The following is a 12,549-nucleotide window of genomic DNA, read 5'->3' as shown; positions in this document are numbered from 1 at the left end:
CCATTATGAAAGAGCCGTTATTTAGTTATAAAAATAATTTATCCTTTATTTGCTTAAGACACCCCCATCGAAATGGGGGTCTTGATGAGCAATGAGAAAGATGACCTGATCAGATTCATTAATCTTCAGACAGTTTCAGGCTGATGCTTTTTTCCTGGGAATACCCAGTCGTTGTCGTCTCTCCCAAAGTGTTTTACGACTAATGCCGAGTTTCTGAGCCAGTTCGGTTTCGGTCATTTGATTTTGGTGTTCAAGCACGAAGCGCTGGAAGTAATCTTCCAACGACAAACCATCTTGAGTCTCAACTACATTGTTACTGCCAGCATTGCCAGCGTCAGTCCTGAAGAAAGTCGATTTGACGTGAACATCCAGATCCAGAGTTTCAGGCGTAATGATGTCATCGTCACAGAGAATGACAGCCCGCTCGATGGCATGTTCCAACTCTCGCACATTCCCCGGCCACTGATGTTGACAGATAGCTGCCATGGCTTCAGGAGAGTAGGAATACACTTCCAGCTCCATCTTGCTACAGACTTTTTCCAGCAGTTTCTCCGCAAGCATCAGGACATCGTTGCCTCGCTCACGCAGAGCCGGAATTCTCAGTTCCACCACTTTCAATCGATAATAGAGATCTTCACGGAAGTCACCACTTGCAGACAGCTGGCGCAGATTTCTGTGGGTAGCGGCAATCAGTCGTACATCGACTTTCTGGGATTGCACGGAGCCCACTCTTCTGATTTCTCCTTCCTGCAGAACCCGAAGCAATCGAGCCTGGGCCTCCAGGGGAAGTTCACCGATTTCATCAAGGAACAGAGTGCCGGTATTGGCCGCTTCAATCAGGCCCGTCCGGGCGGCAGTGGCGCCGGTAAAGGAACCCTTCTCGTGACCAAAAAGTTCAGATTCAATGAGGGTCTCCGGAATGGCAGCACAATTAACCGAGATCATTGGGCCATTGGCACGGCGGCTATTCTCATGGAGGGCTCTGGCAACCAGTTCTTTACCTGTACCTGACTCACCCTGAATCAGAACAGTGGCATCGGTCGGGGCAACTTTCCGGATGCGTTTGAAGAGCAGCTTCATGGCGTCACAACGCCCCAGAATACCGCTGTACCCTGTATGTGTTTCACTAAGCACGTCTTCAGTCGACCTGTCAGGTACAGCCGGTTTGCTTGCCATAATAGCAGCAACACGTTCCAGCATTTCAGAGTGATCGAAGGGTTTGGCAATATAGTCAACAGCGCCCATTTTCATGGTGCTCACGGCTGAGTTCAGGCTGGCATAACTGGTCATAATCAGGACCGGTACGCCCTCAGCAAGGTTGATCATCTCGGTACCGGGTGAGTCAGGCAGGCGCAAATCACTGATGATCAGGTCAAAGTCTTTTAATGTATAGGACAACTCAGCTTCGTGGACAGAACCTGCTTCGCTGACGCTATAGTTGTTTCTTTCCAACAGTCTTCTCAGGGAGGCACGAATAATCTCTTCGTCCTCAACAATGAGAATATTACCCGGGTTCATGCGGTTTCCCCCTCCTGCTCCCATGAATCATGGGGCCGATAAGTCATATAACCTTGCTGCTGCCTGATGCTCTGCGGCTCATGACGCGGCAGGGAAATTTCAAAACGTGTACCTTTATCCAGATTTTTATCGGTTGGGCTGATGACCCTGATGGTACCAAAGTGCTCTTCAATGATATTCCAGGTCAGTGCCAGACCGAGGCCGGTACCTTTACCGGTCTCTTTGGTGGTGAAGAAGGGTTCAAACAGACGCTCCTGAATGCTGGCAGGAATGCCATGACCCTGGTCTTCGACTTCGACTTTGATGGTGTGGACAGAGGCCGATGTTCGTATAGTGATTGTGCTTTTCTCATCGGAAGCATCCACAGCATTATTCAGCAGGTTGATGAAAACCTGTTGCAGTTTCTGTGGGTCACCCGTCACCCTGTGATCTGGATCAGATAAGTTAAGAAAGCTGATATTGCTGCTCTTTCGTCCAAGTTGCAACAGGCTGATAGACTCCTGAATGCAGGCAAAAAGATCTACGGGTTCATGAGTGCTCGTTTCTGATCGATTCTTGCCGTTATGGGAGTAGCTCATGAGCATTTGAAGAATTCTGGAAACTCTTTTGGTTTGTTCCAGTACCTGATCCGCCACTTCCCGGGCATCGTCTTCTTCTGAAAGGGCTTTCAGCTCCTGGGCCAGGCAATCAATAGCCGTGACCGGGTTGCCAATCTCGTGGGCGACACCGGCCGCCAGCTGTCCTATGGAAGCCAAGCGTTCGCTATGAAACAGCTGATCTTCCAGCATCTGGTTTTCAGTATGATCTTCCAGCAGCATCACTTTGTTGCCACTGACACCGGATAAAGGTGCTTCAAGGTTAGCCTTATGAAGATTGAAATAACGCAACTGCCCATTAATTTCTACACCATGTTTAGGCAGGTGGTGACTGTCTATCCGGGCAAAGTTGCTGAGAATCTTATTCCAGGGCTCTGGAATCCGCTTCAGGGGGCTGCCCAGGACATCTGAGGCGGGAATATCGGTCATACGACTCATAGCCTGGTTCCAGAGCATAATTTCTCCCGTCGCATCCACTGAACACAGAGCCATGGGAAGATTATTCAGGGTATCCCGATGATACCGCCTCAGATCGTCAAGCTCTCCGGCCAGTCCGCTCAATTGGCTGTGATAGGCCTCCAGTCGGGATTCCATGAAATGAATATCCCGGGTAACGTAGCCCTTGTTTTCATCCCAGGGCAAGAAAGTGTCAACGATATCGTGGGCTACAGTCGGTCCCATCAGGCCCGAAAGGTTTTTCTCGATCCGCTCCCTTAGCCGACGAAGCGCGTGGGGGCGGTTTTCGTCTTCGCTCATGTCGAGATCGCTGAGCGCCCTGGACACTTCCTTGTGGGCTACCAGTCCCCCAAGAGGTTTGCTCAGCATTTCATAGAAATCATGGGCGGACTTGGCTTCAGGTACTTTCTGCTCGTTGCGGCTATTGCTTTCCACCTGACAGGCACTGGCGGCCGAACGTTCTTCGGGGGACATGCGGGTAAACTTCGAGACCAGATAGATAAGCACTGCATTGACCGACAAGGCAGTCATACCCAGCAGATGCCACTGTTGGTAAAGATAGGTCGAAACTTCATTCATGGTCGAACTGAAGAGGCTGAAATCGACCATCTGGGGCAACATCATGGTGAAGAACCAGAAGGTGGTGCCGCCGATCAGGCCGACAATAAACCCTTTATGATTGGCTTTGGGCCAATAGAGTACACAGAGCGCCCCCGGCAGGAGTTGCAGGGCGCCTACGTAGGCAATAACCCCCAGATTATAGAGTGCACGCTCGGCTTCGAGCATACGATAGAAGCCGTAGGAACTGACAATCAGTGCCACAATAATGCATCGCTTGAACCAGATCAGCCAGCGATAGATATTCACCTCAATCTGAAGGTGAGGCGGGTTATAGGGTAACACTATGTGGTTCATGATCATTGAGGACAGGGCCAGTATTGTGACAATCGTCAAGCCACTGGCAGCCGCCAGTCCTCCTATGTAGGCGACAATGGTTAGCCAGGGCATACCCAGAGCCTGACCAATGAACAGCGGGAAGTAGTCAGCCGCTACCGGGCTGTCGAGCTTGATACCCGCCCAGAGAATCAGCAGTGTGGGTAGACTCAGTATCAGCAGAAACAGGGGTAGTGCCCAACTGGCAATGTGAAGAGAACGCTGGCTACGATTCTCGGCAAAAGTCATATGGAACATGTGTGGCATGACAATCGCTGAAGCAAAAAACATCAGCAGCATGCTGCGCCAGGGACCGTCCTCAAGCGGCGTTTGCGTTTCTATCAGTGAATCCTGATGGACAGCAAGCCAGGCTTCGACGCCATCAAGACCATGAAAAACTTCAAACAAAATAACCAGACCCAGGGTTGCCATAACCACCAGTTTGACCACTGACTCAACCGCTATTGCCATGACCAGACCCCGGTGTCTGTCACGGGTTGAGGGGTTACGAGTCCCGAACAGAGCTGCAAACAGGGCTACCATGACACAGAAAACGATGGCCAGTCGTTCCGGAGAGTACTCCTTGCTGATCAGGTGAATACTGTCGGATACTGCCTGAATTTGCAGTGATAGCAGAGGCATGGTAGCGGTCAGCATCAAGACAGTGGCCAGGGTTCCGGCGACAGGGCTTCGGAACCGGAACGCAAAAAGGTCTGCCAGTGAGCTGAGCTGGTAGGTTCGGGTAATCTTAAGAATCGGATGGAGCAAAACCGGAGACAGCAGGAAAGCACCACTCACACCCAGATAGAAAGCAAGAAAAACATAACCGTGTTCATTCGCGAAACCCAGACTGCCGAAGTAGGCCCAGCTGGAGGCGTAGACACCCAGAGACAGAACATAGACAGCAGGGTGGCGGGTGATTTTCCTGGGAATCAAACCTTTCTCTGTCGCCCAGGCACAAAAGAATAAGGCCAGCAAATAGGCGACACTGACCAGCAGGAGTTCTTCGAGCTCAAAACTCATCCGACTTCCCTCTCGGCTGGAGCAGGAAGCCTGCCAGAATCACGAAAAACCAGAGAATCCAGGGTTGGTACCAGCTATCGCCAGTCGTAATCCACCATCCCATGATGGCGGGAGAGAAAAGGTAGATACTGATAACCAGAAGCAGAACCAGACGATAGATGTACATGAAACTTCAGTACGTGCTTTAAATCGGACTGTCCATGTTAACCAGTGTTGGGATAAACCGCAAAAAAGGGTGTCGCAAAACCTCTGGTTCCCATGATCCAGAGGCTGTCGCAAAACTCTCCCCAGCGTGGGAATGGGTTGACTCCAGTCATTCCCGGCTTTATTCCCGTCATTCCCGACTTCATTCTCGTCATTCCCGACTTCATTCTCGTCATTCCCGCGAAGGCGGGAATCCACACAGACTCACCACCAGAACCGTACTGCCCGATGCCCCCTTGGCCTTGTCATCCCCGAGAAGGCAGAGATCCACCGTTGGCGCTGGATTCCCGCCTTCGCGGGAATGACGACCTCTGAGCATGGGAACAAGCTGTTGGAGTTTTGCGACACCCTCAGAGCGTGGGAACGAGTTGTTAGAGTTTTGCGACAGTCTCGAAGGCGGGAATCCACACTGACTCACCACCAGAACCATACTGCCCGGTTCCCCCCTGGCCTTGTCATCCCCGCGAAGGCAGAGATCCACCTTGGCGCTGGATTCCCGCCTTCGCGGGAATGACGACCTCAGAGCATGGGAACGAGCTGTTGGAGTTTTGCGACACCCTCGATCCAGCGTGGGAACGAGTTGTTGGAGTTCTGCGACAGCCTCAAAAAAGGGTTTATTTATCACGAGAGGGGCTGAAGTTTGCATTAATATGTAGTAACAAAATAGTACAGAAGCTTGTTAATGGGCAGAAATACATCGGTGACACTTGGGCATCACTTTGAGCAGTTTGTGGCTACAAAAATCAAGGAAGGCCGTTATCAATCCGTCAGTGAAGTGGTCAGGGCAGGATTGCGGAAGTTAGAAGATGATGAAGTAAAACCCGAAGCTCTCAGAAAAGAGTTAGAAGAGGGAGAAAATAGCCAGGTTGCAGAAGACTTCAGCACGGATGGTTTATTGGCTGAACTGCACGGGAAACATAGGTGAGTCGTAAACATCAAACACCCGGTGGATCGTAGGTCACCCAGTAAACCATATTGCCCGGGCAGTCGTCGCCCAGTACCTCGCTCATGAGTTCGTTGGCTTTCAGGTCAGCCATCTTCCTGATCCAGTCAGTGTCGTCCAGTTTTTCTTCCAGAAACCAGCTGGGCAGGGCGTTGATGTGCTTATCGTAATAAGCCAGAGGGAATTTGAGGTCTCTTGGCAGGCGAGAGCGTTTGATACTTAACGCGGCATCGCAACGAACCACCAAGCTCTCTGCCACCTGTCTTCTTTTGCTGAGGTAGTTTCCTGCCTCCCTGCGATACTTATCTTCGTAAGGGCCCATCAGCTCTTCATAGCGGTCTTCCAGGCAGTGATCGTAAGCCCGGCTGACATCGTCGTTCTGGTAGCCCATAATCTTGCAGGCTTCTTTCACCCGTTCACGAAACTCACGGCTGATCTGCAAATACCAGGGCGCGTGAGGACCAAGGATGTTCTGTGCCTCTTGGTTGGCAACGAAAAACAGGTTTTCATCCGGGGTAAAGCAGAGTGCAGCGTCCTGTGCGGTAACCACCTCAATTTTCGAAAGATCCGGCTCTCTGCCAACAGCCTTTTCGCGTTCAAAACGGGCTTTTTGACAGAATTCAGAGTCGGTAACATCGAATGCAGCTCCCGGGACGGACGTGATTTCCTGAGGGGTAAACGCCAGAGAATGGGGGATAAAAAGCAATGTGGCAGCAGGCAGCCAATGGCGTACAATTTTTCTAATAACGGTGTTGATATCGGACATATCCACTCCTTAGACACATCTTTCTCGACAATGTTAATAGTCTATGTATACCACTCCCGATCTTCAGGATAAAGTCGCCAGTGGCACAATTGGCTGTTTTGCGACATTGTCGATCTGCCAGTGCTTGATACCCCATTGCAGAATCTCGGAAACACTGCTGCCATCCAGTTCGGCGTCCGGATTCTGTCCCAATGCCCTCAGAGCTTTAATTAACTGTTGTTCAGGTCGATCAAGGGGAATCCCGGGAGCATGGTTCTGCTTGCTGAGCTTGCCGCCGTTTGCAAGGGTGATAACAGGTACATGAGCATAAACAGGAGCAGCAGTATTGAGCAGAGACAACAGATGGATCTGCCAGGGCGTCGCATTCAGAAGGTCATGACCCCTGACGATATGTGTAATTCCCTGGTAAGCGTCGTCTGCACAGACGGCCAGCTGGTAGGCAAAGAGACCATCCTTGCGTTGAATGATAAAGTCACCCAGATCTGGCAGGGCATATTCGATTGATCCCTGGATCAGATCCTGAAACGCAATGATTGTGTCAGGGCATCTGACCCTCAGGGAGTGTGGGGATTTTGTGTTGTCCGTCTTGTCTCGACAGATACCTGGATAGACGCCTCCTGTTCCATGAAGATCTTTGCGGGTACAGGTGCAGGGGTATACGAAACCTCTGGCCCTCAGATCACTGATGATGTCTCGGTACACCTCGTAACGCTCGCTCTGGTAGAGCACCTGGCCATCCCAGAGCAAACCATAGGTTTCCATCGACTTCAGAATCTGATGGGCTGCGCCAGGTTGTTCTCTGGGAGGATCAATATCTTCCATGCGGACCCGCCAGATTCCGTTTTGCGAGCGGGCATCAAGAAAACTGGCCAGAGCGGCGACCAGTGAGCCAAAGTGCAATGGACCGGAAGGAGAAGGCGCGAAGCGGCCAATGTAGTTTGACTTTTCTTGACTGAGAGCAGTTTTGTTTGCTGTGGGCATGTTCAGGCTCATCAGACCATAAGCAGATGAAAGGGAGTATTTTCGATGCTTCGGCAATACGGTTTCATAAACGCAAAAACAGCAAAGCCGCGATGTGATTCGCGGCTTTGTGTGAAGTCAGCAATGACCGGGTATTATTGACCCAGCTGCTTCTCCTTGATTTCAGCCAGGGTTTTGCAGTCGATGCAAAGAGTGGCTGTGGGTCGAGCTTCCAGACGGCGGACGCCAATCTCGACACCGCAAGAGTCGCAGAAACCGTAATCTTCTTCCTCAATACGAGTCAGAGTTTTATCGATTTTTCTGATCAGTTTGCGCTCGCGATCCCGTGTGCGCAGCTCCAGGCTGAACTCCTCTTCCTGACTGGCACGGTCAGCAGGGTCAGGGAAGTTTGCTGCTTCATCCTGCATATGGTTTACGGTGCGATCCACTTCTTCCATCAACTCCTGCTTCCATTGCTTGAGGATGTTGGTGAAATGTTCGACCTGACTTTCATTCATGTATTCTTCGCCTTCTTTCTCCACATACGGAGTGAAAGAGCGAAGCAAATTACCTTGATCGGCTTTTTTCTGTGCTGACATGATTACAGCCTCATCACCTTCTCATTAAGTAGCTCGACATACTTCTTGCCAAGCTTTCCATCCGAACGCCGGATAACACCGGCTTCCTTGAAAGCTGAGGTCAACACTACGGGTTGCCAGAATCAGCTGCTAAATCTGGCCCCTATGCCTCTTGCCTTCCTCACAGAAGCGATGAAACTACCAAAACCTATGGCAATGCGCCATAAAAAAATGCTTCTGCCGCTGTCGACAAGTGATCATCCACATATTACATAGTAATCACAAAATACTGTCGGAGGAAACCATCAACTGGTTACCATAGAACTCAGATTGAGAATATTAACGTCTGATTTAATAAAATATTTATATGAAATTTGAAAAAAATCTTCAGTCAGCCCGCCTGATTCGACGCTACAAACGGTTCATGGCGGATGTCGAGCTGGAGGATGGCAGTAGCATTACGCTTCACTGTCCGAATACCGGTTCCATGAAAAATTGTCTTTATCCAGGTAAACAGATCTGGTATCTCGATTCCGGCAATCCCAAACGAAAGTATCCCTGCACCTGGGAGTTGGCCGAGATCCCCGTTATGTTCGGGTCAGAGGAGAAAAGCACCCTGGCCGGATTGAATACTGGCAGAGCCAACAAACTGGTGGAAGAAGCGCTGAACCTGAAACAGATTTCCGGGCTGGCAGAATACGATAAGGTTCGCAGAGAGGTACCTTACGGTGAAGAAAAAAGCCGTATCGACTTTTTGCTACAGCAGGAAGGTTTGCCAGATTGTTATGTTGAAGTGAAAAGTGTCACTCTGGCAGTGGGCGATGGTCTGGGCTTGTTTCCTGATGCTGTCACCACACGAGGGACAAAGCATCTCAGGGAGTTGATGGCCGTGGTTGAGTCAGGCCACAGGGCGGTGCTGTTGTTTTGTGTTCAACACACGGGAATTGAACGTGTCGCTCCGGCTCATGAGATTGATCCGGAATACGGTCAGGTCATTAAAGAAGCTGCAGCGGCAGGGGTTGAAATTATGGCTCTGGGCGCTGATATATCGACGCAGGAAATTACCCTGACCCGGACGTTGCCCGTTTTTGATATTGAATAATCGACTGATTCAGCAGCCGTTGATAAGTTGCCTACCCTGATTTCCAGATCCAACGGCTTTATTTCATTCCTCTTTTTGTATGATGGTTCGTATAGCGTGCGAAATTACGTCTATTTTTAAGGGCGAGACATCAACACGTTATGGAACCTTATTAATGCTCAGAACCGCAGTAGTCGGGACGGGATATCTGGGAAAGTTTCACGCCCATAAGTACGCCATGTTACCGGGGTGTCAGCTGGTCGGGGTGGCAGACATTGATGAAGACAGTGGTCGTGTTGTTGCCAGAGAGTGCGCTACAGAGTTCTTTGGTGATTACCAACAGCTGTTAGATAAGGTAGATGCTGTCAGTGTTGCTGTGCCTACGTTGCTACATCATAAGATTTCCAGGGATTTTCTTCAGGCTGGTGTGCATGTACTGGTAGAAAAGCCCATAACCTCCAGTCTGAATGAGGCCCATGAGCTGGTTCAGATAGCCAGGAACCAGCAACTGGTTCTGCAGGTAGGTTGCCTGGAGCGTTTTAACGAAGCACTTACCGGCGTAGGTCCGCTATTGAACAGGCCCCGCTTTATTGAATCCCACCGGCTGGCCGGATTCAAGCCGCGTTCCATGGATATCAATGTGGTTATGGATCTTATGATCCATGATCTGGATATTATTCTCAGCATGGTCAACCAACCACTGGTGGATGTCGCTGCCAATGGTGCCGCTGTTCTGTCTGACTCGGTGGATATCGCCCAGGCCCGGCTGACATTCAGCGGCGGCTGCGTAGCCAATGTGACCGCAAGCCGGATCAGTCAGAAAGCCAAGCGAAAAATGCACATCTTTCAGGAGAATTCCTGTATTTGTATCGACTTTCAGTCTCTGAATCTGTCGCACTTTTACAAAGGCAAAGGTGAGATGTTTCCCGGCATTCCCAATATTGACTGTGATGCATTGAATTATAAAGACAGCGACTCCCTGCGCAGGGAAATAGAAGACTTCCTCAACTGTGTTCGTCATTCAAAAACACCCCGGGTCAGCGGTGAAGATGGCCAGCGTGCCCTGGAGTTAGCCACCCGGATTTCCGACATCATTGAAGGAGATATTCAATGAGTACTGAACCATTGATCCCGATGGTGGATACACTCGCCTGGCACAAGCCTGTTCAGCAGGAACTCAGGTCGGCGGCCACGCGGGTGCTGGACTCAGGTCGTTTTCTGATGGGAGAGGAGGTGGTGGCTTTTGAGCAGGAAATCGGAGCCTTTCTCCAGGCTAATCATACAGTCAGTTGTGCCAGTGGCACTGATGCCCTGTTCCTTGCACTCTCAGCAGCGGGTCTTGGGCCCGGTGACGAAGTTATCACGACGCCTTTTACTTTTTTTTCCACGGCCGGGGCCATCGTTCGGGTGGGAGCAACGCCTGTGTTTGCGGATATAGAACCAGAGACGTTTAATATTGATCCACTTCAGGTTCAGGAAGCGATTACTGAACACACTCGTGCAGTGCTGGTGGTTCATCTGTTCGGTTTGCCTGCCCGTATTCAGGAAATTCAGCGGCTCTGTGAGGAGCGATCTCTGATGCTGATTGAGGATTGTGCCCAGTCTTTTGGTGCTTCAGTCAACGGCAGAATGATGGGAACCTGGGGTGACCTTGGTTGTTTCAGTTTTTTCCCCAGCAAGAATCTCGGTGGCTTTGGTGATGGCGGTTTAATCACCGCAAAGACGGAGCCCATGGCAGAGCAGCTAAAAATATTAAGAAACCACGGCAGCAGCGCCCAATACCGACATGAATGCATGGGTTTCAACAGTCGATTGGATGAAATGCAGGCGGCGCTGCTCAGGGTCAAGCTAAAGCATATTGCACGTTATAACGAAGAGCGAAAAAAAATAGCAGAAGATTACCGATCCTGTTTGCAGGGGATGGATGTCCTGTTGCCGACAGGACAGGAGCACGTTTACCACCAGTTTACGGTATTGACCGATCAGCGAGATCAACTGAAGGAGCATCTGGCCAGTCAGGGCGTTGCGTCAGCCCTGTATTATCCGACGCCACTGCATCAGCAGCCGGTGTTTGAGGGTTTGCCAATGAAACAGGATCTTTTTGTTGCCGAGCAGGTGTCCCGGCGCTGTCTTTCTCTGCCTGTTTTTCCGGGTATGACGGAGACACAGGTGCACCGGGTAACTGAGTCGGTTTCCCGTTTCTTCTTGGAAGACAGTGCAGAATTTGCCTACTGGTTCGCGGGAGTCGCACCCTGAATATCTGGCACTGTATGGTATTGCTAATGGCCCTTTTCTCTTCTCAAGTGGTCCATTCAGCCCCATTTTATGATCAGCTTGAGGCGGTTCAGCTGGATGATGCCCACTTTGATGCCATGGGGCGAGTGGAGGCGGTCGGCGATATTGATCGCAAAGTGGTCTGTCTTCGTCCCATGCGAAAAGGGTTGCCAGAAATCAGTGCCGAGAGTCTGGGTGAACAGGTAAGAGTCCATTTATACGGTCATGGAGGCAGTGGCTGGACGCTGCTCTGGGGGAGTGTCGACAAGGCTGTGACCCTGTTTGAGGAGAAGGCCAGAGAGCATGAATTCAACGACCAGGTCCCCATTACGGTCATTGGCGCGGGCTGTATGGGAAAAGCCGTGGCTTTATCGCTCTATCATGCAGGCTACCGGAGCATTCGTATTATTGCCGAGCAAGACAGCCGTATTGCTTCTCTGAACTCAACCGGCTACCTGGCCATGGTGTCTCTGGCAACAGAAAATGAAACAGAGAAAAAAGAGGCTGAACAGCTGGCCATTGAAACACTCAAGGGCTACCAAAGGGTAGACAGCGGAACCCATCCCATCATCAATGAAGGGGTTCATCTTATTGATGTGTACAGTGGTCTGGGCAAAGAAGGAGAGGAAGGTCCTCTGGAAACTTATACCGGTATTGAGCCCTTTGCCGAGGCCGGATTGTTACCCAAACCTGAGAAAGGCGTGGTTGAGTTTTCGACCGGTGTGAGTTACCCGATGCAAAAATTCCGGACTTATTTTATGGATACTGCAGTCATTATGGCAGCCTTTGATCGTGAACTCAGAACCAGAAATATCCCCGTGATCCATAAGACAGTGGACAGTCTGGATGATATTAAAACCAATGTCGTTTTTAACTGTTCCGGGCTCGGGGCCGGCAAACTGAATCACGATGACAGGGTCTACCCAAACATGGGGTTGTTGCTGGATCTGGCTCATCAACCCCTGAACAAGCTCGACTACATTATTTACACTCGCTACCAGCCGCCGGGAGCACCGAAACGGTCCAGTCCTGTGGATAAAGCGGATATCTATTTTATGCCCAGAGGGGGAGGGTTACTGGGTGCCACTTTTATCGATCACAATGATGGCTCGGATACGGCTCTTAATGAAGCATTATTTACAAGAATACTGAGGGAAAACAGGCAGTTTTTTGGTTATCCAATTAACCCTCATTGAGACGCTGAACGGGTATCAAAG

Annotated in this window: 13 protein-coding genes; 7 read left to right on the top strand and 6 right to left on the bottom strand. The window is 50.5% G+C overall.

The features are described from left to right. Positions 1-135: 135 nt before the first annotated feature. Genes P6910_RS24820 through P6910_RS24810 form a run of 3 tightly spaced genes read right to left on the bottom strand, consistent with a single transcriptional unit; the run spans position 136 to position 4,692 of the window. Positions 136-1,518, bottom strand: a complete 1,383-nt coding sequence (locus tag P6910_RS24820; protein ID WP_317143912.1) for a sigma-54 dependent transcriptional regulator — start codon at positions 1,516-1,518, stop codon at positions 136-138. Then, a complete protein-coding gene (locus tag P6910_RS24815; protein WP_317143911.1) occupies positions 1,515-4,526 on the bottom strand; it encodes an ATP-binding protein in 3,012 nt (1,003 codons plus the stop codon). Before P6910_RS24815 ends, P6910_RS24820 begins: the two co-directional genes overlap by 4 nt. After that, the gene (locus P6910_RS24810; RefSeq protein ID WP_317143910.1) at positions 4,516-4,692 is read right to left on the bottom strand and encodes a hypothetical protein; all 177 of its coding nucleotides are present in this window, start codon (positions 4,690-4,692) and stop codon (positions 4,516-4,518) included. The genes P6910_RS24815 and P6910_RS24810 overlap by 11 nt, the downstream gene beginning before the upstream one ends. A 92-nt stretch (positions 4,693-4,784) precedes the next feature. Between P6910_RS24810 and P6910_RS24805 the strand changes: the two genes are divergently transcribed. From P6910_RS24805 to P6910_RS24795, 3 genes are all read left to right on the top strand, one after another. Continuing rightward, the gene (locus P6910_RS24805) at positions 4,785-5,045 is read left to right on the top strand and encodes a hypothetical protein (protein ID WP_317143909.1); all 261 of its coding nucleotides are present in this window, start codon (positions 4,785-4,787) and stop codon (positions 5,043-5,045) included. After that, positions 5,032-5,244 carry a hypothetical protein gene (locus tag P6910_RS24800; RefSeq protein ID WP_317143908.1) on the top strand — a complete coding sequence of 71 codons (213 nt, stop codon included), beginning with the start codon at positions 5,032-5,034 and terminating at the stop codon, positions 5,242-5,244. Before P6910_RS24805 ends, P6910_RS24800 begins: the two co-directional genes overlap by 14 nt. A 168-nt stretch (positions 5,245-5,412) precedes the next feature. Then, positions 5,413-5,655: a type II toxin-antitoxin system ParD family antitoxin gene (locus tag P6910_RS24795; RefSeq protein ID WP_317143907.1), complete on the top strand. Its 243-nt coding sequence runs from the start codon at positions 5,413-5,415 to the stop codon at positions 5,653-5,655. A gap of 10 nt (positions 5,656-5,665) precedes the next feature. On the opposite strand, the gene P6910_RS24790 is transcribed toward P6910_RS24795, so the two are convergent. The 3 genes from P6910_RS24790 to dksA form a co-directional block, all read right to left on the bottom strand. After that, complete coding sequence (locus P6910_RS24790; protein ID WP_317143906.1) at positions 5,666-6,439, bottom strand: hypothetical protein; 774 nt, start codon at positions 6,437-6,439, stop codon at positions 5,666-5,668. A 63-nt stretch (positions 6,440-6,502) separates the two neighbouring features. Further along, positions 6,503-7,420, bottom strand: a complete 918-nt coding sequence (gene gluQRS / locus P6910_RS24785) for a tRNA glutamyl-Q(34) synthetase GluQRS (protein ID WP_317143905.1) — start codon at positions 7,418-7,420, stop codon at positions 6,503-6,505. Positions 7,421-7,554: 134 nt separating this feature from the next. Beyond that, positions 7,555-7,998, bottom strand: a complete 444-nt coding sequence (gene dksA, locus P6910_RS24780) for an RNA polymerase-binding protein DksA (RefSeq protein ID WP_317143904.1) — start codon at positions 7,996-7,998, stop codon at positions 7,555-7,557. A gap of 346 nt (positions 7,999-8,344) precedes the next feature. Here dksA and sfsA point away from each other — a divergent pair, with 346 nt between their 5' ends. The 4 genes from sfsA to P6910_RS24760 all read left to right on the top strand — a co-directional run bounded on the left by sfsA (position 8,345) and on the right by P6910_RS24760 (position 12,528). After that, positions 8,345-9,079, top strand: coding sequence for a DNA/RNA nuclease SfsA (gene sfsA / locus P6910_RS24775; protein ID WP_317143903.1), 735 nt, complete (start codon positions 8,345-8,347; stop codon positions 9,077-9,079). A gap of 154 nt (positions 9,080-9,233) precedes the next feature. Then, positions 9,234-10,172: a Gfo/Idh/MocA family oxidoreductase gene (locus tag P6910_RS24770; RefSeq protein ID WP_317143902.1), complete on the top strand. Its 939-nt coding sequence runs from the start codon at positions 9,234-9,236 to the stop codon at positions 10,170-10,172. After that, positions 10,169-11,314: a DegT/DnrJ/EryC1/StrS family aminotransferase gene (locus tag P6910_RS24765; RefSeq protein WP_317143901.1), complete on the top strand. Its 1,146-nt coding sequence runs from the start codon at positions 10,169-10,171 to the stop codon at positions 11,312-11,314. Before P6910_RS24770 ends, P6910_RS24765 begins: the two co-directional genes overlap by 4 nt. Positions 11,315-11,340: 26 nt before the next feature. Then, positions 11,341-12,528, top strand: coding sequence for an FAD-dependent oxidoreductase (locus P6910_RS24760; RefSeq protein ID WP_317143900.1), 1,188 nt, complete (start codon positions 11,341-11,343; stop codon positions 12,526-12,528). Positions 12,529-12,549 lie beyond the last annotated feature (21 nt).

This window comes from Endozoicomonas sp. 8E (assembly GCF_032883915.1).
Classification (GTDB): domain Bacteria; phylum Pseudomonadota; class Gammaproteobacteria; order Pseudomonadales; family Endozoicomonadaceae; genus Endozoicomonas_A.
Note: the sequence above shows the minus strand (reverse complement) of the source record. Positions and strands in the feature narration are given on the sequence as shown.